This is a genomic window from Congregibacter brevis (assembly GCF_045689245.1).
In the GTDB taxonomy this organism is placed as follows: domain Bacteria; phylum Pseudomonadota; class Gammaproteobacteria; order Pseudomonadales; family Halieaceae; genus Congregibacter; species Congregibacter brevis.
In genome coordinates, this window is the sequence record NZ_CP136865.1 from 3638159 (window position 1) to 3659056 (window position 20898).

A 20898-nucleotide genomic window follows, 5' to 3' on the forward strand; every position below is an offset into this window, starting at 1 on the left:
TAAACGCTACTATACCACCCGGCGATGATTGACTGGACTAACATTCGCACGGTGCTGCTGGATATGGATGGCACCCTGCTGGACCTTCACTACGATAACCATTTCTGGATGGAGTATCTCCCGCGCGCCTACGCGCAAGAACGAGGCATAGCGGAAGACGAAGCCATCGCGCAGATACACAGTGGCTTTGCGTCGGTTCGCGGCTCCCTGCCCTGGTACTGTCTGGACCACTGGTCTCGAGAGCTAGGCATGGATATTCCCAGCCTCAAACGCGAACTCAAACATATGATTCGAGTGCGCCCCTACTCTCTTGAGTTCCTCCGCTGGCTCCGGTCCCAACCTGTGGACGTACTGTTGGTCACCAACGCCCACCGCGAAACGCTGAATATTAAAATGGCAGAGGTAGATATCACGGAGTGGTTCGATCATATCGTGGTGTCTCACGATCTCCACGCCCCTAAGGAACATCAGGTGTTCTGGGAGCGCCTGCAGCAACTTCATCCCTTTGACCCGAAAACAACGTTGTTTATCGATGATACCGAGTCCGTGTTGGACGCGGCCAAAACCTATGGCATTCAGCACCTACTCACACTGTTGCAGCCTGATAGCTCGCAGCAAAAACGTATTGATACCCGCTTTCCGGGAATACATCACTTCGACGAAATCATGCCCTCCTCGCTTCCATGAACCCTCAATCAACGGAAAAGCTGCGAGTAGATAAATGGCTCTGGGCAGCACGCTTCTTCAAGACGCGAAGCCTTGCCAAACAAGCCATCGAAGGAGGAAAAGTGCAGTTGGGGGGCCAACGGGTAAAAGTTTCACGGGAGATTGGTATCGGCGATCAGCTTCGCATCCGACAAGGCTGGGACGAACGCGACATCGTCGTAATTCAGCTCAGCGATCAGCGGAGAGGCGCGCCCGAGGCGCAAGCATTGTATGAGGAAACCCAGGCGAGCATCGCGCGGCGCGAACAGTCAGCCCAAGCACGGAAACTCGCAGGAGGCATGATAGACCGGCCAGCGGGGAAGCCCGACAAGCGTGCTCGGCGCCAGATTCATCGTTTTCGCCATATTGACGACAGCTAGCGAAAACCTCTGATTGACGCGACTAAACGCAGTGCTCTGAGCGCGGCGTGGGGCGCAGCAAACCTCCCGACCGCAAGCGCAGACATACGCTCTCTTAAGGAGTCCGCGCCCACCTCAGAAAGGTAATCGAGCAAGACCACAGGCACTTCACAATCGCGTTCGATCAAACGAGCTTCAAGGCTACGTACCGCGTCGAGTTGCGAAAGAAGAACCTGCCGCTGACGCAAGACCAGACGGGGAAGCTGACGTAGTTGCCTCAAGGGGCGATACGCACCCACCATATTAGCGTCATGCTGGCGATATTGGACCAACGCCTGTTGGTCGCAGAGTAAAGGGCCTTTGCACAGCGCACACAAAGCAAGCCACCAGTCGTGGTTCTGTAGTCCCGGCGGGAAAGGCAGCGCTAAATCGAGCACGTCTGGTCTTATGGCCAAAGTGCAGCCCACTACAGAGTTTTGTGCGAGCAAAGCGTCAGCGTCCGGCTGATCAGGCGCTTTTAGTTGATCTAGCAAACGCTTTCCCAGGGGCTCCCCCTGCTCGTTGATCAGTTCGGGATCGCTGCAGGATGCAATGGCGGTCTTCAGCTGATCACGCTGAGCGGCAATTTTGTCGCGATCCCATAAATCATCCTGATCACAAAGCGCTACAAAATCACTAGTCATCTTGGCAGCCTCCCCAAGAAGGTACTCGAAGTTGCCAATCACACCTGCTGGAGCCTGGCGCGGGCTCAACACCCGAACACGCGAGTCACCAGCGGCACAGGTGCGGAGCAGATCGAGGGTGCCATCTGTCGAACCATCGTCACTAATCAGTAGCTGCCAATCTTGATCCGTCTGTGCCACGACGCTGTCTATCTGGTCCTGAATCCAGCGGGCGCCGTTGTAGGTCGCCATACAAACAATAGCTGTCACGATTGGCTACCAACTTCCTCGAGGTCGGGTACATCCACGCCGAGTGACGCAGCCAGCTTACGCATTAGAACGCTGCGCCCGAGGCTCTGCTCGTACACAGTACGCGGCGTCGGAGACCAGCCATTTCTCAGGCGGGTAACAGTGGTCTCTATTGCGGACGCCAGAGCCAGGGGATCACTCGGTGGGCATAGAATTACGCCGCGCCGCTCGTCAGCTATTCGCTCTGTCGCCGGCCCACTGCGCGTGATTACCGGCCGTCCAGCGGCAAGTCCCTGATGCACCTTGTAGGGAATCACTGAACCAGCTTTATTCGAATCGCCAAAAACCCCGAGGACTACATGCGCTTGAGTTACCGCGGCCCTAAGCGCCTGAGTGTCCACCAACTCCCTTTTCCACCGTAAGTGAGCCACGGGGGCTTGCTTCAACTCCTCCGCCACCTCCGACGCCATCTGCCCATCACCGATAAGCAGCAGATCTGCTGGAACATTTCGACTCTCGAGAATACGCGCTGCGGCAACGATATGTTCAACACCATGTAATGGAATGAATGTGCCCCAAAACAACAGCTGCACACGCTCTGACAAAGCTGGAAAAGGTACTTCCGTCCATAGTGATTCGTCAATGCCCACAGGCACATCGGCAACTTTCATTGGGCTGCCTTTCAGATGCTGACACAACAATGACGCTTGCTCAGGTGTATCAATCAACACGATGTCGGCCCGACTCAAAGTGAAATTCTGGAAGGCATTGAGCAACCACGCTCGGAGCGAGCGCGGAGGAATGAGCTTCCTATCCTCTACAACAGTGCTGTTCAACTCAAGGAAAGCGTCAGCAACTACGAGCTTTCCGCTTGTGTAGCCAGCTACCCAAAGCACGAGTAAATCGAAGTATGCGGGGTAGGGAACAAAGACTGTGTCGCAATCCCGAAGTAAAGCGCGTTGCGTCCAGAGGGACAGTGCATCACTAAACATGCCGCGCATGCGCTTGAAGAGACTCAAATTTGACGAAAAACCCGTTCCAGTAGCTCGGGCTTGCGGTCGAATGTAAACGGTGGCTTCGCTGAACGCATCGAGGATCTGAACCAACGTCCGGTTCCGTTGATAGAGATCATGATCGCTGTAGGCCCCGAAAACAGCCAGACGCCGCGGACCTTCCCGCGCTTCATTCATCGTTACACCACGGCGATTCTGTCACGCCCCTCTCGCTTAGCCTCGTAAAGCGCGGCATCAGCTCGGTCGACTAACACGCCAGGATCCACATCTTCATCAGGCATTATGGATAGAACTCCCTGCGAAATGCTGATGCGATCCGAAACATCCGACGCACTGTGCGGAATACATTCTTCGTGTACCAGTAACTTCAATCGCTCCGCTGTGCGAAGAGCATCCGCGACCCGGGCACCGGGCAAGACCAGAATAAACTCCTCGCCTCCGTAGCGCGCCGCCACCTCACCCGCTCTAGCCGTTGCCCGTTGCATGATGTCGCCTATACGCCGTAAAACCTCATCGCCGGCGGGATGGCCGTAGGTATCGTTATACTTCTTGAAAAAGTCGACATCGATCAATACAACCGACAACCAGCCATGACTACGCCGTGCGCGATTCACTTCTTCTCTCAATGTCTGATTCACCAGCCGACGATTGCCCAATCCCGTCAACTCATCGATATTGGCAAGATCCGTCAGTTGTCGCCGCGCCTCTTGAAGCTGCAGATTGCGATCTCGCAGAGAGTTGGTTATCTGACCAAGTTCGCGTGCCATAGCTTCTTGTTGCCAATTAAGACTTAGCATGCGACGGAAGGTTTCATGAATCCCGTTGCTAGCCGCAGCCAATAAGCCCGTAAGTGCCAGCAACAACACGCCTAAAAGAAGGTTGTTTGGCTGGTCCCAGAAGTGCGCGAGACACCACCAGGCTATGGGCCAGAGCGCGGAGAAAATGAACACCAAAAAGTACTCACGAACTACAACCATAACCGCTAGAGAAATCGCAGCAATCATGACGATAATGAGCAAAAGCAGGTACTGCAGTGTTGTGGGTAGATAAGCCCCCACGTAGATATACGTCGCCGACCATACCAAGCCTGTGACAGCTGACCCCAATATAAGCTGCCAAAAAACTCTCTTTGGTCGCCGCAGGTACCGACGATCAGCAAGGGCACCGCTCATGTACAGGGATCTGAGCAACAGAAGAATCATCAAGCCAAAACCCCAGAGCAGAAGACTCTCGGTCTTGAAGTAAGGCCACAGCAGGGCCATCGCTGCGATCGCGCCTATTAAATTGGCCATCATAGAGGCAACACGACCGTGCTGCATAAGCAGCTCGAGTTGAGCGGAGAAGAGCTCGTCCTCCGGGATGTTGCGCAAATAAATCATGGCTAAAAGTGTACACCCAGCGACGGTGAGGGGTAAGCAATCATGTAAACGGTGAGACCTTGATCACAGGGTCTCTTATGGGTCATTGCTAGCCACTCCGCGCTAATACACACTTGTTCAAGAATACGGGGGGTACGCTATGTATCAATGGAAAACTTTGCGGACTATAGCCGGGCTCTTGCTCTGCTTGCCCATTGTGCATTTCGCATTTCTCGTATCAAGAGACGTGAGCAGCTATCTCGATCCATCACCCAGTGTTTGGGACAAGGACATTGCAGATCTCATAGGCAGCGACCTGAATGCGACGATACCTGACGAACCCATCGTGGTAATCGGCGGGCATCGAGTTCGCCTTTGGAAGGACCTGCCGGCTAGTCTGCTACCCAGAGCGACCTTAATGCGCCCCTTAGGGGACGCCACCCTCGAAGATCTCACCCATCACTTCAATCGCTTAGCTGCGTTCTATCGCCCCGACGTTCTCGTAGTTTTCCCGGGCTACGCTGACCTCCACCTTAGGGACGAGAAGACCCCCGAAGACTTCGAAGCAAGCATGAAAACACTGCTGGATCTCGATGAGGAATATGGTGCCAGCAGCTGGCGTTACGTTATCGCGCCAATCCAAATGCCACTGCACCCAGACGATGAGCAGAAGATCTCAGATATAGGCTTGCTTCTCACTGCAATGGCCAACAATTTGCCCAATCTGACGGTCATCGATGCTAATCCCATGCTCCGCGGAACAGATGGTCGCCCGAATCCCGAGTACTATCGAGGGGACGGTGTGAATCTGAGCCCCGCCGGCTATGCGCGGGTTTCTCTACTTCTGGCTACCGAAATCAAGGCTCGTGAGAAAACTGCGCGGGAAAATCGTCTCACACAATAATCAGCCATCAACGCCAACGAAAACCGGCGACAACAATAGCCACCAACGGCGCGAAATTTGAGCTACACTTTCGCGATGTTCAACGAACTCCCGACCACCAGACCAAGCACTCCCGCACTGGATAAAATAGACCAGGGCGTCAACTTGTCACAGCTCTCAGAAGAGGAGTTACTCGCTCTCCCGGAAGAGTTACGTTCCTACCTATTGTTCAGTGCAGGACAGTCGGGCGGACACTTCGGAGCGGGGCTTGGTGTCGTTGAATTGACCATAGCACTGCACAGGGTTTTTGATACGCCGCGTGACCGAGTGGTGTGGGATGTTGGCCATCAGGCTTATCCGCACAAGATCCTTACCGGTCGCATGCAACGCATGAATACCATTCGCCAGGCGGGAGGTCTAGCGGGCTTTCCAAAGCGCAGCGAAAGTGACTACGACACCTTTGGCGTAGGCCACTCCTCCACCAGCATCTCGGCGGCCATGGGAATGGCTTTGGCGGCAGCTCGAGAACAGGATCCTCGCAGAGTGGTAGCGGTGATCGGTGATGGAGCAATCACCGGAGGCATGGCCTTCGAAGCATTGGCTCATGCTGGGGATGTTCGCCCCAATATGCTGGTTATTCTCAATGACAATCAAATGTCTATCGGCAGAAACACCGGTGGCTTGGCGAAATACTTCGCCAAAATTTGGGCGAGCAAAACCTACATCAGCATGCGTGAAGGCGGAAAACGAGTACTGAAGAAGATCAAGCCCGCCTGGGACCTCGCAAAGCGCACGGAAGAACATATGAAAGGTATGGTCGCCCCGGGGACCCTTTTCGAAGAACTTGGCTGGCACTATATAGGGCCCATTGACGGTCACGATCTTCCTCAGCTGGTTCAGACTCTCGAGAACATGCGCGATCTCGAGGGCCCACAGTTTTTGCATGTACTAACCATGAAGGGCAAAGGCTATTCCCCCGCAGAGGCTGACCCCATCGGCTTTCACGCCATTAACAAGCTCGAAATTAAACCCAATTTGGAGGCGGGAGATGTCCCACCTCCACCCGCACCGGCTCTAAAAAAAGTTAAGTATCAAGATGTCTTTGGGCAGTGGCTTTGCGATATGGCGGCTCTCGATGACCGGCTGATGGCGATTACCCCGGCGATGTGTGAAGGCTCTGGAATGGTGGAGTACGCAGAGCAGTATCCCGACCGGTTTTTTGACGTAGCCATAGCAGAGCAGCATGCAGTGACGCTCGCCGCAGGCATGGCCTGCGAGGGCGTAAAGCCCGTCGTAGCAATTTACTCAACGTTTTTACAACGCGCCTACGATCAATTAGTACACGATGTTGCTTTGCAGAAACTCGACGTGACCTTTGCAATCGATCGCGCGGGCTTAGTGGGGCAGGACGGTCCTACGCACCACGGCGCGTTCGATATCAGTTATCTACGCTGCATACCAAACATGGTGATTGGAGCACCTTCTGATGAGAACGAATGTCGCCAAATGCTGTATACCGCCTATCGCCATCCAGGCCCTGCGGCCATTAGATACCCCCGAGGCACGGGACCTGGCTCACTGATTGAAGAAACCATGTCCGAAGTACCCATTGGCAAAGCGGTGCTAGTGCGGCCGGGGCAAGACATCGCTATTCTCAACTTTGGCGCACTCTTTTCTGAAGCGATGAAGGCTGGAGAAGAGCTAGACGCAACGGTAGTGGATATGCGCTGGGTTAAGCCTCTGGATGAAGAGCTTATCCTTGAGCTTGCGGCAAGCCATGAACTGATAATCACAGTGGAGGAAAATGCTGTTGCCGGTGGAGCGGGATCGGCTGTGTCGGAATTTTTGGCTCGAAGTACCAATAGCTGTCCAGTTCGGCACATCGGCATTCCAGACCAATTCATTGAACACGGAGATCAAGGTGCGCTTCGAACTGCCGAGGGCCTCGGTGAAGCTGCAATACTGCAGGCTGTAGAAGCACACACGTCCTCGAAAAGTCTGAATGTGAGTCCCCTTCGCATCGGGTCAACAATCCAACGACAATCATGAGGCCATTCTCAGAGTTAAGAGAGAGCAGCCCACTCCGTTCACAAGGCACGGTCTCCCCGTCAAATGCCTAAAAGTGAGCTTTTTGTAGCTCGTCCAAACCTCCCGGAGATTGAAGAGCTACTCCCGCTTCTCGAATCCATTTGGGACAGCTCTCAGCTAACTAACAACGGCCCGCTTGTTCAGAAGCTCTCCAGACAGCTCGAGTCATACTTTCAAACAGCCCACGTAACACTATGCGGAAATGGCACACTCGCTCTTATTTGCGCGCTCAAATCTCTCAAACTGCCTGTTGGAAGCGAGGTTATAACGACACCCTACAGCTTTGTAGCCACAGCCAGCGCCATCGTTTGGGCGGGGCTAAAACCGGTGTTTGTAGACATTGAGGAAGACGGGTTTAACATCTCAGCATCGGCAATCGCCGCCGCCGTAACGGAAAACACCTCAGCAATCGTCCCCGTGCACTGTTACGGAAAACCCTGCGATGTGCAGGCTATTCAAGACATTGCTGACCATCACGGACTATCTGTTATCTATGACGCCGCGCATGCCTTTGGCGTCGATTGTGACTGTGGTTCGCTGCTATCGCACGGCGATGCATCCATCGTAAGCTTTCATGCCACAAAGGTTTTCCATACCTTTGAAGGTGGCTGTGTCGTAACCAAAAACACTGAACTTAAGGAACAAGTCGACCTGGCAATAAACTTCGGTTTTCGAAGCGAAACGGAGGTCGATGGCATTGGTATCAACGCCAAAATGAGCGAGTTCAACGCCGCAATCGGCTTACTTCAAATAGATCGCGTTGACGACTTGATAGCCGCCAGAAAAAAGGCCCATGAGCATTACAACCAGGCCCTGGCATCGGTGGCTTGTGTCACCTTACCCAGCGACAAAGGCTACCGTTCTAACTATTCCTACTATCCGGTGTTAGTGTCCAAAGAGTGCAAGCTAGATCGAGATGCTCTGTACAACGAGCTCAAAAGTTTCGGCGTATTTGCACGACGCTACTTCTTTCCGTTGATAACTGACTTTGAAAGCTACAAAGATTTTCGCAAAGGCAACGATCTACCAAATGCACAAAGAGCGGCGGAGCAGGTTTTGTGTTTACCCATTCACCCAAGTCTGGATACGAAAGACTTAGATCGGGTGTGCTCAGCATTCACCCGCGCGTTACTTTAAGGACTCCTTTAAGTCATGCGCGCACTGCTCGTCGATACCGGATTCTCTGCTGAACCTTTGCTCCACGCTGCTACCGCTGCTGGCTTTGATGTTTCAGTCGTTGGGAACCGGCCCGATGACGTCTTAACTCACATTGCCTCTGACTACATTCAAAGCGACTACTCAAGGACGCCATTGTTACGAAAGAGCTTTGTGGAGAGTCACAGTGACGCATTGATTCCCGGTTGCACGGACATCTCATACCTGAGTAGCAGCTCCCTGCGAGATGAACCCGGGGTACGCAATATCGATTCATTTGATCAATCACAGATGATTTTCGACAAAGCCAAATTTAGGTCCTTGTGCCACGAACTCGATGTTCCCAGCCCGCAAAGCTACGAGAATCTCGAAGCAATAGAAGTGGGTTCCAAGGTGATCGTGAAGCCCGTTGACGCATACTCCGGGAGAGGCATTAGCGTCATCCACTTCAACGACGAAGCGGAACTGGCTCGCGCTGTTAGTCATGCAAAAGCTTCCTCACCATCTAACAGCTTCCTCGTGGAAGACTTCGTAGAGGGATATCTGTACAGCTCTTCCCTTTTCATGAAGCGCGGCAAGGTGGCACGCGCTTTTCTTGTCGAAGAGCACTGCTGCAGCGGCAGCTACAGCGTCAGCCTAAGTCGAGTTATCGATGACACTCCTGGCTCGAAGCGAAGAGAAGTAGAAGCGGCGATGGAGTTAATTTCTCAACATCTGGATCTCTGCGACGGCCTCATGCACGTGCAATGGATAGAAGGGCCAGATGGCTTTAAGCTGATCGAGCTAACAAGACGTTGTCCGGGAGACCTGTACGCCCGATTGATCGAGCTCAGCACGGGATTCGATTACGCAGGCGCGTACGTTGCACCTTTTTTGGGCCAAAGTCTTTCACGGCAAGCAACTACTGAGGATTCCATACCCAATACCCTCAGAGTCACCGTAAAGGGACCTCCTAAATCAATGTTGACCCAGCTCGAAATATCCGACTCTCACCGTGTCGTAGAGTATTACCCGTTAATCAACATCGGCGAAGAAATAGACGAGTCCGGTCGGGTCGGTATCCTATTTTTAGCACTGGATGCGACATATCACTCGAAAGCCCTTGGCGAAGGCTGGGAAGACTCCCTTTATGAGGTTTCAAGCGTCAAACCATGATATCCAGTACATCGTGCTTAGTATGCTAGAGGTTATTCTGTTGTGAGTCTCAAACTTGCGTTAATCGGCGGGGGTATCAACTCCGCTGTGGGCTATACCCACGTCATTGCATCGCAGATGGATGGGCACTTCAAAATAGTCGCCGGTGCGTTTAGTACCCATCCTGAAATCAACGAGCGCAGTGGAGATACTTATGGCTTAGCGCCTGAGCGAGTTTTTGACTGTTGGCGCACCATGATCGAAGTATTGGGTGACGAATTGGACGCCGTCGCCGTGCTAACTCCCACACCCAGTCACTCTGAAATCGTACTTCACGTGCTCAGAAAAGGTATCGATGTAATCTGCGAGAAGAGTCTGGCAACTTCCAGTGTCGACGCGCAAAAAATCGCCGATGTCGCAGATGAATGTGGTTGCCAGTGTCTTGTTACCTTTAACTATAGTGGCTACCCGGCAGTCCGGGAGATTCGAAAACAAGTACTGAACGGCCATCTGGGGAGTATTCGACAAGTATCCATAGAGATGCCCCAGGAAGGTTTTCTTCGACAAGGGGCAGCTCCTCAAGAATGGCGTATCCGCGACTACGAGGTGCCCACTGTGTCTCTTGATTTAGGTGTACACGTGGCCCATCTCGCGGAGTACGTAGCCCCCTGCGGGATGACCACGTCTGTATCCTCAACAGAATGCCATAGCGGCGCTGTCTCAGACGTCGTCGACAACGTTAATGCGCTCGTCACCTTTGAGAACGGCGCCCTGGGCAACTTCTGGTGGTCTAAAGCCGCACTTGGATATCGCAATGGGCTGCGGGTTAGGGTCTTTGGTAGTGACGCTGCGGCTGAATGGCACCAAATGAATCCAGAGGAGCTACTCCTTAGTTTCAACGATGGCAGGCGCGAGATTATCGACCGCGGCCGCGGGCATGCAGAATCCGAGCTGGAACAACCAGAATACAACCGCTTCAAGCCCGGCCATCCTGCAGGTTTCATTGAAGCATTTGCTAATCTTTATGCTGACTTTAGTGGATTACTACGAGGGCAGCCGGAGTCCAGCGATCATGCGCACAGTGCCCACGCGGCTGCAAGAGGCCTACGATTTTTGGAAGAGGTTCACCGCAGCCCAATTCGCAAGTCGCGTTAAACCGACCTTAAAAATAATCACTTTCTAAAGACAACGAGCATGTGGAAGTTAAGTATCGATGCAGCCTCTGCACTGATAGCCCAGCTCTCTGGAGCCTTGGGCCTACTTATTGCCACCCCGATTTTCCTGAATTTTTTGGGCAAAGAGGCCTATGGGCTTATAGGGGTCCTCGCCACGGTTCAATCGCTGATCGTACTTCTGGATCTAGGCGTAGCTACTTCATTGATGCGCGCTACCTCAAGCTTCAAAGAGAAAGGAGATACCGCGCGATTTCACGCTATCTTCAGGCTGGTTTTGTTATTTGCAGCAGCCGGCTTCTGCGCCATCCTGATCGCAGGCTTTGGAGGTGCTAACGCTGTAGCAACAATTTGGTTGAGCGTCGAAGACCTCCCATCAACCACCGTCCAAACCTGCCTTGTTGCCATTTTTGTTCAATTGGGTTTCAGGTGGATCATAGGATTCCTCAGGGCTAATGCCCTCGGGATGGAATGGGTTGTAACTGCAAGTGCAGTACAAGTCCTCGGAAATGTATTGCGCTACGGACTTGGCGCTGCACTTCTAGTCTGGCCCGGGTTATCGCTCAGTACCTTTTTCTGGTTTCAAGCCTCATGTAGCGTTGTCGAATTACTGTGTATCCTTTTCGTTGTCAGAAAAAACCTTCCCCATCCCCTCTTCGCTAGAGTCGAAGTCAGGAACCTGAAGTCCGAGCTGTACCTCACGGGCACCCTTTCCGCCGCGCTTGTTCTGTGGTCTGTCGCAAGCCAAGCAGACAGAGTCATTCTCTCGAACATGTTGCCGCTAGGTGAATTCGGCGAGTTTATGCTCGGCATCACCATCGCTTCGGGAGTGTTGATACTAGCGGGTCCCTTCGGCGGCGTATTGATACCGAGGTTCACCTCACTGTCGGAAGCGAATGAATCTGAAGCACTCCACACAACTTTCTTGGCTGCACTTACTGCGGCATCAGTGTTCGCCGGAGCGGTCGCAGTGACCCTCGGTTTTTTTATGGAAGATGTGTTTTACATTTGGTTAGATGCGGGCCCAAAACAATACGCAGATGTCATCACAACGGCTTCTTGGTACTCCCTTGGAAACTTGGCACTCGTACTCGGATCCGTTCCGTACTATCTGCAGGTCGCAAAAGGCAATCTCCATTACCATCTCATCGGAGCCGCCTTTTCCACCGCAGGACTGCTTATCAGCCTGCCTGTTCTTATACATTTTAGGGGTATCGAGGGGGCGGGTATGGCTTGGATGCTCGTTAACACCTCGGCGCTTTGCTGGTCATTGTGGGTTGCGAAGCGTCTACTGCCTTCGCTACAACACCGAGACTGGCTCCGCGCAGTCATCCTACCCATCAGCGGGATACTAGTCACTACGTTTACTTTCAAACATGTAATAACGCTTCCTCAGGACAGAATCGGCGCTCTCATTACTCTGCTTACTGCTGGCTTGGCGATAGTAATCACAGGCATCATCTCCTCTCCTTTGTTGGCTCGTTTTTTTAGAGAGACATTTTTTAGAGGGTCATAAACCTTAGCTATGAAGTACAAAGCGCGCGCAAAACGAATGCTTCGGAAGTACCATCAATCAAAGGCGAGGCCACTAGATGACTGACCCCATATCTGTGCCTCCTGCGGAATCCGCGGTGTTGGCTCAATGGTCGTCGGATGCGTTGACGCCATTGGTATCTATTTGTTGCACCACATTTAATCACGGAGAGTTCATTCGTGACGCTGTCCACGGGTTCCTCATTCAGAAAACGTCTTTCCCCTTTGAAATCATTGTGCACGACGATGCCTCCACCGACGGTACGACAGAGATACTAGAGGAACTCAGATCAATCTATCCGCGACTCATTCGACTTGTTGTTCAAGATGAAAATCAATGGTCGAAGGGTTGCAGGCTGCTGGCAAACCATGTCTTCACTTTGGCCCGAGGTAAGTACATTGCCGTGTGCGACGGCGATGACTTTTGGGTCGACCCGCGCAAACTACAGTTGCAAGTAGACTTCCTGGAAACTAATCAAGACTTTGTTCTTTGTTTTACTGATTCACAGGGAGTCATCGAAGACACACAAGAGGTCACTCAACTTACCGCCCGGCGGCAAGATCTCAGTAGCTTAGAGCTGCAGTCAACGACGTCGCTTTTCACTTCGAGTGCCTGTTTTCGCAACGAAATAAAAATTTGGCCTGATCAGCTTACACGCGCGCCCTACGGAGACTTGGTTATGTGGTCTCTACTGGGCGACTTTGGAAAAGGAAAATTTATTTCTGAGGCACAGCCGATACGACAAAGAGTTCACCCCGCCGGCGTCCACTCTATGCAGAGCAAGAACGATCAAGTGGCAAATGCCGTAATCACCAATGCATTGCTGGCAGCCTATCGCCTGGAAGAGAGAGAATCTGCGCTGGCCTTACTACACGTGCAAAACATCATACTTCTCTCCATCAAGCTGTATGGACTTCGCTTGGGTACTTCTATGCTCTATAGGGCGCTGAGGAAGCTCAGGCTAGTTAAAGCATAACTGCTTCGCGCCCCTACCGTCTGATCAGTAAAGGAGACTACGGCCGTTGTTTAGAATCCGACGAATACGTCACCCAGGCCGAGCCTTGTGGGCACTGATGTGTCGCCCGCCCCTGCTCTCTTCGTCCAGCTGTGTTGCCTGCAGCAAAAGCTTGGGACGTTTTTTGAGCCACCGAGGTGGCGATAGAAACAGCCCCGCGTTAATGAAGGTTCTGCATGTCATAGGCAGTGATGTGAATCACTTCGAGTGTCCATGGTGCGGCTGCAATGATAGAGATAGACACTTACTGCTCTACATAGAAGCGCTCGGCCTCGCCTCGCGATTCAGCGACGCGAATGTCTTGCACGTAGCTCCGGAAAAAACTCTCCGCAGCTTTGTTCTGGATCAGCGGCCCAGTATCTACCTCGCCATCGACTTAGCAAAAAAGCCGCTCGTTTCATCGCAAATGAATGTAGAGAACCTTGCTCTACCCCCGCAATCCGTCAATGTCGTGATTGCAAACCACGTGCTGGAGCACATTGATAATCTCGAGTCGGCGTTAAGTGAGTTTTTTCGTGTGCTAAAACCAGGTGGGCTGGCAATTCTGCAAACGCCTTACAGCTCAATGCTTCGATCAACATTCTGCGACCCGGGAATAACCGCAGATGCAGCAAGACTGGAGGCTTACGGACAGGAAGACCACGTCCGCCTGTTTGGCTCTGATATCTTCGATCTTGTAGAGCAGGCGGGCTTCAAGTCGAAAGCAGTGGAACACAAGCAAGTCCTTGCGCACATTGATCCGAAACGATCAGGCATAAACCCTCGAGAACCGTTATTCTTGTTTGAGAAACCAAACTCCTCATGATTGGAACAATCTTCCGTAGTGGAAGACGTCTACCGTTCGACCCACTAACAGCCGAGAAATTGAATGAAAACGCCAAAGAAGACAGCGAACGAAACTTCGGATTCCTTCGCTGATATAAGTAATAGGATCGACGAACTGACTCGTGATTTAGAGTCAGCTGATATTCCTTTGGAGCGAGCGAGTAGTGTCTACGCAGAGGCCGTAGATCTGATAAAACTCGCACAAGAACGTCTTAGCGCAGCAGAAGAACAAGTCGCTATCATCGAGAAGACCTCATCACCGAAGCAAGACGAATTGGATGGAGCCTCTGACTAATGACTGGAGGGCGTGTTGTGGCCGAGAAAGCTACTGCGACAACAGTATTGGAGCGAGCGCTCTTAGCTTCAAGTATGAATTCAGGCAAACGCCTCCGCCCCCAACTCCTTGAAGCGGCGGCACGGGCAATCGGCGGCCAGTCTACGGACCGTAAGGCTAGAGCATCAGCCGAAGCTATCGAGCTCATCCACACTTACTCGCTGATCCACGATGATCTCCCCGCGATGGATGACGACGATCTTCGCCGTGGTCACCCCACGTTACACGTGGCGTTCGACGAGGCGACGGCAATCCTTGTGGGAGATGGCCTGCAGGCCAAGGCATTTGAGCTAATCGCCAACGACGATCAGCTAAGCGCCGAGCAGCGCATTGAGCTCGTCCAATGCCTCGCAAAAGCGGCGGGATTCGATGGCATGGTGGGTGGCCAGGGGCTCGATATAGAAGCAACGCAGAAAGAGCTTTCTCTGGATGAGCTCAAGAAAATCCATGCGCTCAAAACAGGAGCGCTGATTACAGCGGCACTGGTCATGGGCGGGATAGTGGGAGAGGCCAGCGCTTCTCAAGTCGCTACGCTCAGAGTCGTTGGCGACAAAATCGGGCTAGCGTTTCAAATCATAGACGATGTGATTGATGTTCGAAGCGACAGCACAACGCTTGGCAAAACCGCAGGCAAAGACGCCGCTGCAGGGAAAACAACCTATGTCGCACTGATGGGACTGGAAGCCGCTGAGTCTGCAGCGCTGGAACTCTATCAAGAATCTCTGAGCTTAATCGCCGAGTGGGACGAAAACACAGAAGTGCTTCGCGAGCTCCTAGCAAAAATGGTGAAACGCGACCGCTAAGTCTTCTCGGGCGCTGGGAGCCAAAAAGCGCTTCAGCGCTCCTCCAACATATGACCGAGCTTGGACCCTTTAGTCTGCAGGTATTTCTCGTTGTGCGGATTGCTATCGCATTGCAGCGCGACACGCTCCACGACATCAATACCCAACTCAGTAAGCGCTGCAACTTTACGTGGATTGTTAGTCATGAGCCGCACTCGACTCATCTGCAAGTGCTCAAACATGGGCCGGACAATGGTGTAATCACGCATATCTGCTCCGAACCCCAGCTGCTCATTCGCTTCAACGGTATCTGCCCCTTCGTCCTGAAGCTGATAAGCCTTGATCTTATTCAGTAAACCGATACCACGACCTTCCTGTCGAAGGTAGAGCAAGGCACCACGACCCTCGTGAGCAATGGCGCGAAGCGCGGCCTGAAGCTGATTACCACAATCGCAACGCAGGCTAAAAAGGGCATCCCCCGTAAGACACTCAGAGTGCACTCGCGTGAGTACCGGTTCGCCGGTCGAGACGTCACCCAGCGTAAGCACTAGATGCTCCTTATTCGCCTCAACATCCTCAAAACCGTGCATCGTGAACACGGCCCAGTCTGTGGGTAAACGCGAGGCCTCAACAAATCTTACTGACACTAATCTATCCAGCAACTACAAGGGCGCGCTAGTCTAACAGAGCTCAGGAGCCTCACGAACCGTTAAAACAGAAGCCACCGCGCGGGTCACCAACGTGCTTTCAAGGTAAGAATCCCGCTCTGCTCCTGCATATCCACGTGCTGCAGAAAGCTCATTCCCAAGAGCGCGACGGAAGGCTGCTCCCCTTCGATCACCGTTGCGGCCACGCCGTCTACACGAATTCCGCCTACGATTACCGAATCAAGAAGTACTCGCCTGGCAGGCACTATAGACCCCGCCGTCTGGACTCTAGCCGCAACACCCTCATCTTCCGCAATGCCCACGGCTCGCGCATCCCTGCTATTTAGCGCGATGATGTTCGCCCCCGTATCCACGAGCATTGCGAGACGAATGTTATTAATCTCTGCGCTCGTCACATATTGCATTTGCTCGTTGCGAGGAATCGCGACACTGCGCTCTTTGGGCTCACTAAACTGACCGCTAATCCGCTGAGAAACACGTAAGCGCTGTTGCTGTCCGCCTATCTCTACTAAAGCCGACTGGGCGTCGGCCGTCAGCAAAAGCACGCCACCCTCGCTTTGCCCTTCCCTCAATGTGACCCGCTGACCATCAATCTTCATCACCGCGAGTCCGGGAAGCAGCGCCTCCACAAGGATCTCTGCTTTGAGCACTGGCGCGAACGCAAAGACCCAGATCAGTAAATAAAACCTCATAGGCCAGCAACCAGCCACAAAGCAAGGTGGAGGGTCAGGCAAGCAAAAATACCCGCCACAACATCATCGATCATAATGCCGAAACCGCCTCCAGCTCGCCGATCAAGCCAGCCGATGGGCCAAGGCTTGGCGATATCGAATATTCGAAACACCAAAAAACCAGCGAGAACCCACAGCGGTTCGACCGGGACGGCCCACAGGGCGATCCACAGTCCTACAAACTCATCCCAAACAATGCCCGGATGATCATGCACGTTTAGCGCTGTACTCGCACGATCACAAATCCAGATACCCAACAATGCAGCGACGACAACTATTGCGCTGTAGATCCACAAAGGTTGCGGGGCCATGAGCCAGTACAACGGCAGTGCCGCCACGGTACCTACAGTGCCCGGCGCTTTCGGGGCAAGTCCCGAACCAAAGCCAAAAGCCAGTAGCTGTATGGGATCGGAAAGTTTTGGGCGGGGCGGGGCGCTCACTGTCGGCACCATAGTGTTGAAAACTCCCAAACGGCGGTCACGCTAAAAATGGCGGTATCCATCGATCTCGCCTGCTGCATCACAGCGTACACCTGAGCCGCTTTCAACGCAGCCTATTCGTATACTCCCCTCAGGAGGTGGGACGGATTCAGGCAAAGTGAAACACAGGCGGTAATCCTCCCCTCCCCCCAGCGCCCAGGACAGAGCCTGCTCAGTCGAAACAACGGACTTCAATGCCTGAGAAAGGGGAATGAGCGCGGAGTCTACGTACACACAGACCTTGCTTGCCTCTGCTATGTGCCCAAGATCGGCTAGAAGCCCATCAGACACATCGATCGCAGAGGTGGCCTGACGCCGAAGACTCACGCCCAGATCAAGAGCAGGGAATGGACGCCAAAATCGCGCGCGCAAGGCATCCGCAGCCTGTACATCTCCCGTAAGACGACCCTCGATAAGTGCAAGGCCTGCAGCTGAATCTCCCAGCGAACCGCTGACATAGATCAGGTCTCCGGGCCTAGCGCCATCTCGACGGATGGCTTGTCCACTAGGAACGGCACCCATCACCTGAACACTGAGTGAGAGCGCACCTCGTGTCAGGTCACCTCCCACCAGAGGGAGATCAAAATCAGAAACGGCATCGCTCAAACCCGAACGGATATCGCTTAGCCAGGCATCATCTGCATGGGGAATACTTAGCGCCAGGGTCATGGCAAGAGGTCGGGCCCCCATCGCTGCAAGGTCACTTGCTGCCGCGGCCACGGCACGATAAGCAACATCTGCGGGAGGAGAATTCCTAGGGAAGTGCACGTCTTCAAGCATGCTGTCTACCGAGACAACAAGCTCTTCCCCGGTCTTCAGCTGAAGCACAGCGCCGTCGTCGCCATTCCCAAGGACGACGTCCGAGCTTTTATCAAGCGTGCTGAAATATTGCGCGATCAGGCTAAATTCGCCGCGCGGCTGCTTAGCGTCCGGCACTAACCTCAGGACCACGTAATTGCCGCGCCAGCTTATCCAGCACGCCGTTGATGTACTTGTAACTCTCTGCCGCGCCAAATTTTTTGGCCAGAGCTACGGACTCATTGATAACTACCCGATAGGGAACATCGATACGATCTCGAAGCTCAAATCCCCCCATGCGCAAAAGAGAGCGCTCAATGGGGTCAAGCTCACGTAGCTCGCGATCCAGTAATGGTTCAAGCAGACCATCAAGCTCATCTGCCAGAGGCGGAACACCGTGAATCAGCGTTTGAAAGTACTCCAAATCCACCACGGAAAAATCATAGTCCGTGCGAAACTCAGCCTCTATGTCCGTGGTAGTCGCACCAGCCATATGCCACTGATAGAGTGCCTGTAGTGCGTAGTGACGTGCTTTACGACGACGGGCGATCAGTTCTTGTTGAGCCTGCTTAGACACCTCAGCCGAGCTGCCCCAGAAGGCTTACCATCTCCAATGCGGACAACGCAGCCTCAACACCCTTGTTACCGGCTTTGGTGCCAGAACGTTCGATCGCTTGCTCGATGCTATCCACCGTTAACACCCCAAAGGATATGGGGATATCATGACTCAGACTCACTTGGGCTATACCTTTGGTACATTCCCCTGCAACGTGCTCAAAATGCGGGGTGCCACCACGAATCACGGCCCCCAGAGCAACAATCGCATCGTAATCACCCGTCTTGGCTAAGCGCTGGCAGGCCAGGGGTATTTCAAAGGCGCCGGGAACACGAATAATGGTGATCTGCGCGTCTGCAACACCGTGACGCTTCAGGGTGTCTATTGCGCCCTCAAGCAAATGCTCCACCACAAAACTATTCCAACGACCCACCAGCAAAGCGTAACGCCCCGTAGTGTGAGTCATGGTTCCTTCGATAGTGTTTAAATTACTCATGATCAACTCTTCTCAGTTCTTCTCAATTCTTCGCAGCAATAGGATAGCTGTAATCGCGGACACCCGGCCTTTCTTACCAGTTTTTGAATCCTAGTCAGCCGCTGGCGGCTCAAGATAGTCAATGACCTCAAGGCCAAAGCCTGAAATGGCATTGTACTTGATCGGCGCACCCATCAGGCGAATCTTACCTACTCCGAGTTCGCGGAGTATCTGGGAACCCACACCCACGGTGTTATAGCTGTCACCCGCCTTGGGATCACGAGGTTCAATCTTACCCAGCGCAAGATCGATACTGTGCAGCAGCTGTTCATCAGTCTCGCTTCGGCTCAAAAGCACAAGAACACCGGAGCCAGCTTTTGCGATCGCTTCCAAGCTCCGCTGTACACTCCAACCGACCTGCCCTTGGATGTCGCTACCCAGCAAATCTCGCAGCGTTGAGCTCGCGTGTACGCGCACCAGCGTAGATTCAGACGCATTGATGGCTCCGAGGCTAAGCGCGATATGCAGACCACCATGGGTCCGATCGCGATAGCTCGTCATTTGGAAGGCACCATGAAGCGTGTCTATCTGACCCTCGCGTACTCGCTCGATCGTCTGCTCGTTGGCGATTCGATAGTGAATCAAATCAGCCACCGTCCCAACCTTCAAATTATGGTTGCTCGCAAACTCAATGAGGGCAGGGCCGTCGGCAAGCTCTCCCTTATCATCGAGCACATCGGCTATAACTGCCGCCGGCGTAAGACCGGCAATACGCATGTAATCAACGGCAGTTTCTGTATAGCCTGCGCGCGTCAGCACACCGCCGGGCTCCGCCGCCAAGGGAAAGATATGCCCCGGTTGCACAATATCGCCAGGTACCGCCTGGGGCGCCACGGCCACTTGCACCGTATGGGCTCTGTCCGCGGCGGATATCCCGGTATCAATGCCTTTCGCCGCCTCAATGGACAGCGTGAAACGCGAAGTTTCACTGTTATTGCCCGCCACCATGGGCGGCAAGTCTAATTGCTCGCAGCGCTCTTGGGTTAAGGCAAGACACACAAGTCCTCGCGCTTTTCGTGCCATAAACGTCACTTGCTCGGCACTGCAATGCTCTGCAGCCACCATAACGACACCCTCGTTACTTCGCTCATCACGTTCATCGAGGATCACCACCATGCGACCGTGGCGGAGGTCGTCGAGTAACTCTCCGACGCTATTGATATTCAGCTCAGTCATGCGCCTTTATCCAAGTAACCATTGTCAGCCAGGGTTTGATAATCAATCCCGCCATTGGGGTTCGCCGCCTCTTTGCCCTGCAGCAATCGCTCCAGGTAACGGGCTATCACATCGACCTCAAGGTTCACTCGACTGCCTGGGCAATAGTGTTCAAAAACTGTTTCAGTCATGGTCTGGGGAATGATGTTGAGATCGAAATTGGCACCGTCGACGGCGTTTACCGTGAGACTCGTTCCGTCGATGCAGATGCTGCCTTTGTGCGCAATGTACTTCGCCAGATCATCCGGGGCACGAACCACAACCCGCCACGATCGCGCATCTTCCTCCATGCTGACGATCTCTCCCAATCCGTCCACGTGACCACTCACGATGTGGCCGCCGAGACGGCTTTCGGGAGTCAGCGATTTCTCTAGATTCACCGAAGAACCCTGAGACAAATCTCCCAAGGTAGTCAGATTCAAGGTCTCTCGTGAGACATCGGCCCAAAAACCATCTCCGGGCAACTCGGTGACTGTCAGACATACACCGTTGGTTGCGATGCTATCGCCGATACCGACATCATCGAGAGCCAGCTTTCCCGTGTGAATCCGCATACGAAGATCACCACCGCTAGGCTGCTGCGCCGCGACCGTCCCCACTGCCTGAATAATTCCCGTAAACATTCGATTTCCTAACTGCTGTACTGAC

23 protein-coding genes are annotated in these 20898 nt (G+C 53.4%); 12 read left to right on the forward strand and 11 right to left on the reverse strand.

Annotated elements, in window-relative coordinates:
- The first annotated feature begins 24 nt into the window (after positions 1–24).
- Both yrfG and R0137_RS16230 read left to right on the forward strand, forming a co-directional pair.
- Positions 25–687, forward strand: a complete 663-nt coding sequence (yrfG, locus tag R0137_RS16225; protein ID WP_407327447.1) for a GMP/IMP nucleotidase — start codon at positions 25–27, stop codon at positions 685–687.
- On the forward strand, positions 684–1085 hold the full coding sequence (locus R0137_RS16230; RefSeq protein WP_407327449.1) for an RNA-binding S4 domain-containing protein: 402 nt from the start codon (positions 684–686) through the stop codon (positions 1083–1085). The genes yrfG and R0137_RS16230 overlap by 4 nt, the downstream gene beginning before the upstream one ends.
- Here R0137_RS16230 and R0137_RS16235 read toward each other — a convergent pair.
- The 3 genes from R0137_RS16235 to R0137_RS16245 are packed head-to-tail and all read right to left on the reverse strand — an operon-like array spanning position 1082 to position 4367.
- The gene (locus tag R0137_RS16235) at positions 1082–1996 is read right to left on the reverse strand and encodes a glycosyltransferase family 2 protein (RefSeq protein ID WP_407327451.1); all 915 of its coding nucleotides are present in this window, start codon (positions 1994–1996) and stop codon (positions 1082–1084) included. The genes R0137_RS16230 and R0137_RS16235 overlap by 4 nt on opposite strands.
- Complete coding sequence (locus R0137_RS16240) at positions 1993–3165, reverse strand: glycosyltransferase (protein ID WP_407327453.1); 1173 nt, start codon at positions 3163–3165, stop codon at positions 1993–1995. The genes R0137_RS16235 and R0137_RS16240 overlap by 4 nt, the downstream gene beginning before the upstream one ends.
- A gap of 2 nt (positions 3166–3167) precedes the next feature.
- On the reverse strand, positions 3168–4367 hold the full coding sequence (locus tag R0137_RS16245; RefSeq protein ID WP_407327455.1) for a GGDEF domain-containing protein: 1200 nt from the start codon (positions 4365–4367) through the stop codon (positions 3168–3170).
- Positions 4368–4506: 139 nt separating this feature from the next.
- Here R0137_RS16245 and R0137_RS16250 point away from each other — a divergent pair, with 139 nt between their 5' ends.
- From R0137_RS16250 to R0137_RS16295, 10 genes are all read left to right on the forward strand, one after another.
- A complete protein-coding gene (locus R0137_RS16250) occupies positions 4507–5250 on the forward strand; it encodes a hypothetical protein (RefSeq protein ID WP_407327457.1) in 744 nt (247 codons plus the stop codon).
- A 75-nt stretch (positions 5251–5325) separates the two neighbouring features.
- Positions 5326–7278 carry a 1-deoxy-D-xylulose-5-phosphate synthase gene (gene dxs / locus R0137_RS16255; RefSeq protein WP_407330038.1) on the forward strand — a complete coding sequence of 651 codons (1953 nt, stop codon included), beginning with the start codon at positions 5326–5328 and terminating at the stop codon, positions 7276–7278.
- Positions 7279–7341: 63 nt separating this feature from the next.
- The gene (locus tag R0137_RS16260) at positions 7342–8454 is read left to right on the forward strand and encodes a DegT/DnrJ/EryC1/StrS family aminotransferase (protein WP_407327459.1); all 1113 of its coding nucleotides are present in this window, start codon (positions 7342–7344) and stop codon (positions 8452–8454) included.
- Between the two features lie 15 nt (positions 8455–8469).
- Positions 8470–9627: an ATP-grasp domain-containing protein gene (locus R0137_RS16265; protein WP_407327461.1), complete on the forward strand. Its 1158-nt coding sequence runs from the start codon at positions 8470–8472 to the stop codon at positions 9625–9627.
- 42 nt (positions 9628–9669) lie between these two features.
- A complete protein-coding gene (locus R0137_RS16270) occupies positions 9670–10761 on the forward strand; it encodes a Gfo/Idh/MocA family protein (RefSeq protein ID WP_407327463.1) in 1092 nt (363 codons plus the stop codon).
- Positions 10762–10800: 39 nt separating this feature from the next.
- A complete protein-coding gene (locus R0137_RS16275; RefSeq protein ID WP_407327465.1) occupies positions 10801–12294 on the forward strand; it encodes a lipopolysaccharide biosynthesis protein in 1494 nt (497 codons plus the stop codon).
- A gap of 76 nt (positions 12295–12370) precedes the next feature.
- On the forward strand, positions 12371–13288 hold the full coding sequence (locus tag R0137_RS16280; RefSeq protein ID WP_407327467.1) for a glycosyltransferase family 2 protein: 918 nt from the start codon (positions 12371–12373) through the stop codon (positions 13286–13288).
- A 202-nt stretch (positions 13289–13490) separates the two neighbouring features.
- Positions 13491–14132: a class I SAM-dependent methyltransferase gene (locus R0137_RS16285; protein WP_407327468.1), complete on the forward strand. Its 642-nt coding sequence runs from the start codon at positions 13491–13493 to the stop codon at positions 14130–14132.
- 63 nt (positions 14133–14195) lie between these two features.
- Positions 14196–14447 carry an exodeoxyribonuclease VII small subunit gene (xseB, locus tag R0137_RS16290; protein WP_407327469.1) on the forward strand — a complete coding sequence of 84 codons (252 nt, stop codon included), beginning with the start codon at positions 14196–14198 and terminating at the stop codon, positions 14445–14447.
- Positions 14447–15289, forward strand: a complete 843-nt coding sequence (locus R0137_RS16295) for a polyprenyl synthetase family protein (RefSeq protein ID WP_407327471.1) — start codon at positions 14447–14449, stop codon at positions 15287–15289. Before xseB ends, R0137_RS16295 begins: the two co-directional genes overlap by 1 nt.
- 32 nt (positions 15290–15321) lie before the next feature.
- Here the strand turns inward: R0137_RS16295 and ribA are convergent, their stop codons facing one another.
- From ribA to R0137_RS16335, 8 genes are all read right to left on the reverse strand, one after another.
- Positions 15322–15915 (reverse strand): GTP cyclohydrolase II, encoded by a 594-nt coding sequence (gene ribA, locus R0137_RS16300; RefSeq protein WP_407327473.1) that lies wholly within the window; start codon positions 15913–15915, stop codon positions 15322–15324.
- A gap of 86 nt (positions 15916–16001) precedes the next feature.
- A complete protein-coding gene (locus R0137_RS16305; RefSeq protein ID WP_407327475.1) occupies positions 16002–16628 on the reverse strand; it encodes a TIGR02281 family clan AA aspartic protease in 627 nt (208 codons plus the stop codon).
- Complete coding sequence (locus R0137_RS16310) at positions 16625–17107, reverse strand: phosphatidylglycerophosphatase A (RefSeq protein WP_407327477.1); 483 nt, start codon at positions 17105–17107, stop codon at positions 16625–16627. The genes R0137_RS16305 and R0137_RS16310 overlap by 4 nt, the downstream gene beginning before the upstream one ends.
- Positions 17108–17149: 42 nt before the next feature.
- Positions 17150–18082 (reverse strand): thiamine-phosphate kinase, encoded by a 933-nt coding sequence (thiL, locus tag R0137_RS16315; RefSeq protein WP_407327478.1) that lies wholly within the window; start codon positions 18080–18082, stop codon positions 17150–17152.
- Positions 18069–18521, reverse strand: a complete 453-nt coding sequence (gene nusB / locus R0137_RS16320) for a transcription antitermination factor NusB (RefSeq protein WP_407327480.1) — start codon at positions 18519–18521, stop codon at positions 18069–18071. Before nusB ends, thiL begins: the two co-directional genes overlap by 14 nt.
- Before the next feature lies 1 nt (position 18522).
- Positions 18523–18996, reverse strand: a complete 474-nt coding sequence (gene ribE / locus R0137_RS16325; RefSeq protein ID WP_407327481.1) for a 6,7-dimethyl-8-ribityllumazine synthase — start codon at positions 18994–18996, stop codon at positions 18523–18525.
- 90 nt (positions 18997–19086) lie between these two features.
- On the reverse strand, positions 19087–20211 hold the full coding sequence (gene ribB / locus R0137_RS16330) for a 3,4-dihydroxy-2-butanone-4-phosphate synthase (protein ID WP_407327482.1): 1125 nt from the start codon (positions 20209–20211) through the stop codon (positions 19087–19089).
- Positions 20208–20873 (reverse strand): riboflavin synthase, encoded by a 666-nt coding sequence (locus R0137_RS16335; RefSeq protein ID WP_407327483.1) that lies wholly within the window; start codon positions 20871–20873, stop codon positions 20208–20210. The genes ribB and R0137_RS16335 overlap by 4 nt, the downstream gene beginning before the upstream one ends.
- Positions 20874–20898: the final 25 nt, after the last annotated feature.

What these genes read in the sequence shown, in the direction of transcription:
- yrfG (WP_407327447.1), top strand. Translation starts at nt 25, where the DNA reads ATGATTGACTGGACTAACATTCGCACGGTGCTGCTGGATATGGATGGC.
- R0137_RS16230 (WP_407327449.1), top strand. Translation starts at nt 684, where the DNA reads ATGAACCCTCAATCAACGGAAAAGCTGCGAGTAGATAAATGGCTCTGG.
- R0137_RS16240 (WP_407327453.1), bottom strand. Translation starts at nt 3,165, where the DNA reads ATGAATGAAGCGCGGGAAGGTCCGCGGCGTCTGGCTGTTTTCGGGGCC.
- R0137_RS16245 (WP_407327455.1), bottom strand. Translation starts at nt 4,367, where the DNA reads ATGATTTATTTGCGCAACATCCCGGAGGACGAGCTCTTCTCCGCTCAA.
- R0137_RS16250 (WP_407327457.1), top strand. Translation starts at nt 4,507, where the DNA reads ATGTATCAATGGAAAACTTTGCGGACTATAGCCGGGCTCTTGCTCTGC.
- dxs (WP_407330038.1), top strand. Translation starts at nt 5,326, where the DNA reads ATGTTCAACGAACTCCCGACCACCAGACCAAGCACTCCCGCACTGGAT.
- R0137_RS16260 (WP_407327459.1), top strand. Translation starts at nt 7,342, where the DNA reads ATGCCTAAAAGTGAGCTTTTTGTAGCTCGTCCAAACCTCCCGGAGATT.
- R0137_RS16265 (WP_407327461.1), top strand. Translation starts at nt 8,470, where the DNA reads ATGCGCGCACTGCTCGTCGATACCGGATTCTCTGCTGAACCTTTGCTC.
- R0137_RS16275 (WP_407327465.1), top strand. Translation starts at nt 10,801, where the DNA reads ATGTGGAAGTTAAGTATCGATGCAGCCTCTGCACTGATAGCCCAGCTC.
- R0137_RS16280 (WP_407327467.1), top strand. Translation starts at nt 12,371, where the DNA reads ATGACTGACCCCATATCTGTGCCTCCTGCGGAATCCGCGGTGTTGGCT.
- R0137_RS16285 (WP_407327468.1), top strand. Translation starts at nt 13,491, where the DNA reads ATGAAGGTTCTGCATGTCATAGGCAGTGATGTGAATCACTTCGAGTGT.
- xseB (WP_407327469.1), top strand. Translation starts at nt 14,196, where the DNA reads ATGAAAACGCCAAAGAAGACAGCGAACGAAACTTCGGATTCCTTCGCT.
- R0137_RS16295 (WP_407327471.1), top strand. Translation starts at nt 14,447, where the DNA reads ATGACTGGAGGGCGTGTTGTGGCCGAGAAAGCTACTGCGACAACAGTA.
- R0137_RS16305 (WP_407327475.1), bottom strand. Translation starts at nt 16,628, where the DNA reads ATGAGGTTTTATTTACTGATCTGGGTCTTTGCGTTCGCGCCAGTGCTC.
- ribE (WP_407327481.1), bottom strand. Translation starts at nt 18,996, where the DNA reads ATGAGTAATTTAAACACTATCGAAGGAACCATGACTCACACTACGGGG.
- ribB (WP_407327482.1), bottom strand. Translation starts at nt 20,211, where the DNA reads ATGACTGAGCTGAATATCAATAGCGTCGGAGAGTTACTCGACGACCTC.
- R0137_RS16335 (WP_407327483.1), bottom strand. Translation starts at nt 20,873, where the DNA reads ATGTTTACGGGAATTATTCAGGCAGTGGGGACGGTCGCGGCGCAGCAG.